Raw genomic sequence first — 2430 nt, 5'->3', positions numbered from 1 at the left:
TCCCTGGACGCCGCGCAGCGCCGCTGGTGTCGCCCGCCGCAACACGACATGGCGGGTGCTGAGGCACACCACCGCCTGGGTCGCGACCTTGCCGGCCGGCTGCGTCCGCACCAAGGTCAACGGCTTCGACGTCTGGCGTTGCGGCGGCACCTACTACCGGGCCTATCAGGGTCGCTACATCGTGGTCGTCGTCGATTGACGATCGGCCTCGGGCTAAACCTCGCCGAGGGCAAGTCGCACGCCTTCGGCGAGATGCTCGGCATCGGCCCGGTTCTCGAAGGGCACGCCGCGCAGCGCGTAGTCGAGCGGCGCAAAAGCATCGCCCTCCTCGATGAGGGCGATCTGCCGCCGCGCCTTCTCCATGTCGCCCATCTGGGCATAGCAGGCCGCCAGCCGCGTCCGGATCCAGGGTGCCGGACGCGTGGCCAGTTCCAGCGCTTCCGCCGCCTGCCGGTATTCCCCCATCATATAGAGCGCCAGCGCACGGTCGAACTGGTACCAGTGCGGGTGCAAGGGATCGATGCGGATGCCGCGCGCCAGCCAGGTCAGCGCCTCCAGCGGCCGGCCGCGCATGGTCAGCAGCATGCCCATCTGCTCGATGCTGTCGGCATCGCAGGGATTGAGCTGCAGCGCGATGCGCATGTGGTGCTCGGCCGCCTCGTGGTCGCGCATATAGAGGCGGATCAGCGATTGCACGCGATGGCCGGTCGGCTGGTCCGGCGACAAGGCGAGGCCCTTGTCGGCAAGGTCACGCGCGTTCTGCAGCACCGCGTCGCTGGCGCGGCCGAACTCCCCGTCCAGCGAGCGCGCCAGGGCGAGATAGGTGTAGGCCAGCCCATAATTCGGATCCTTGGCGATGGCCGCCTCGAACAATGCCTCGGCGCCGCGCTGGTCGGTCTGGGCCGGATCGCGCAGCAGCGCAAAACCGCGCAGCAGAAGCTCATAGGCGGCGAGGCTGGTCACCGGCTTGCGTGAGGCCTGCTCCAGCCCGGCATTGGTGACCCGCGTGACCAGCCGGCTGACGATCTGCTCGACGATCTCGCCTCCGGTCGCGAACAGGCCAGCGCCCTGCGACTGGTAGCGGTCGCCCCAGAGCTGGCTGGCGGTCGCGATGTCGACCAGGCTGACGGCCACCACGACATGCTCGCCCTGCCGGCGCAGCGACCCTTCGACCAAATAGTCGGCGCCGATGCGGGCACGGATCTGCGGCCACTCGCCACGCCCGAACGAGGAGAAGGAAAAGCTCGAATTGCGCGCCAGCACGGTGACTGTGCCGAAGCGGGCCACGCCGTTGATCAGATCCTCGGCAAAGCCGTCCACCATTGCTTCGTCGGCCGGATCGCCGCTCTCGTTGCGAAAGCGAACGACCGCCACGATCGGCTGGGAACTCATCTCGGGCGCGGGTTCCGCCTCCGCGGCAAGCATGTAGCCGCGCTTGGAGACGGTGCGCACCATATCCTCGCCAAGCACCTTGCGGATTTCGCGCACCGACTGGGTGAGCGAGTCCTCGGTGACGTAGACGCCCGGCCAGACAACATCCATCAGCTCCGCTTTCGGCACGACACGGCCCATGTTGCGGGCAAGATGCGATAGCAGGGCGTAGGCCTTGGGGCGCAGGAACAGCGGCTCGTTGACGCCGCGCAACGTGCCCATGGCGAGGTCGAGCGTGAACCCGCCAAACCGGTATACCTGATCGGCAGCCGCCGTGCTCATCGGGACACCCCTTCCCCGGACAAGGATCATGCCGCTTCGATTCCCACATCGACGGGGCATGACCGACGCATTATTGCCCACTGCGCAATTTGGATCAAACTGGCAGTCCGCGCGGGCATTATCGTCGGCCGGCCAAATGCGAGGAACCATGAATCCGACCGAGAAAGCGCTGTGGTTTGTCGAAAGCCATCTGCCGGACGCGATTTCGCTCGACGATGTCGCGCAAAGCAGCGGCGTGTCGCGCTTCCACGTGACGCGCGCCTTCGGCGCCGCCACGGGGCGCTCGGTGATGGGCTACATGCGCGCGCGCCGGCTGAGCGAGGCGGCGCGCAAGCTTGCCGGCGGCGCGCCCGACATCCTCTCGGTCGCGCTCGATGCCGGCTACGGCTCGCATGAGGCTTTCACCCGCGCCTTCCGCGACCTGTTCGGCACCACGCCGGAACTGGTTCGCGCGCAAGGCTCGACCGACACCCTAGACCTCGTGGAACCGATCCTGATGGACCAGTCGTTTCTCAGCAATCTCGAACCGCCGCGCTTCGAGACCAGCCGCCCCTTCCTCATCGCCGGGCTCGGCGAACGCTACAGCTGCGAGACCAGCGCCGGCATTCCGATGCTGTGGCAGCGTTTTGGACCCTATATCGGCAACATCCCCGGCGAGACCGGCGACGTCGCCTACGGCGTCTGCGTCAACGGCGACGACGCCGGCAATTTCGATTA

At 67.2% G+C, this 2430-nt stretch carries 2 protein-coding genes and 1 pseudogene; 2 read left to right on the top strand and 1 reads right to left on the bottom strand.

Annotated features, from left to right (window positions below; translation table 11 throughout):
* Positions 1-199, top strand: a pseudogene (locus EN780_RS39090) (hypothetical protein); the annotation flags it as partial.
* Between the two features lie 14 nt (positions 200-213).
* Here EN780_RS39090 and EN780_RS32115 read toward each other — a convergent pair.
* Positions 214-1713, bottom strand: coding sequence for a winged helix-turn-helix domain-containing protein (locus EN780_RS32115; RefSeq protein ID WP_128276283.1), 1500 nt, complete (start codon positions 1711-1713; stop codon positions 214-216).
* Between the two features lie 148 nt (positions 1714-1861).
* Between EN780_RS32115 and EN780_RS32110 the strand changes: the two genes are divergently transcribed.
* A partial coding sequence (locus tag EN780_RS32110; RefSeq protein ID WP_133372813.1) for a helix-turn-helix domain-containing protein occupies positions 1862-2430 on the top strand: 569 nt, incomplete at its 3' end.

The organism is Mesorhizobium sp. M4B.F.Ca.ET.089.01.1.1 (genome assembly GCF_004022605.1).
GTDB lineage: Bacteria > Pseudomonadota > Alphaproteobacteria > Rhizobiales > Rhizobiaceae > Mesorhizobium > Mesorhizobium abyssinicae.
The sequence above is the reverse complement of the archived record's forward strand: the minus strand, read 5'-3'. Positions and strand labels throughout refer to the sequence as shown.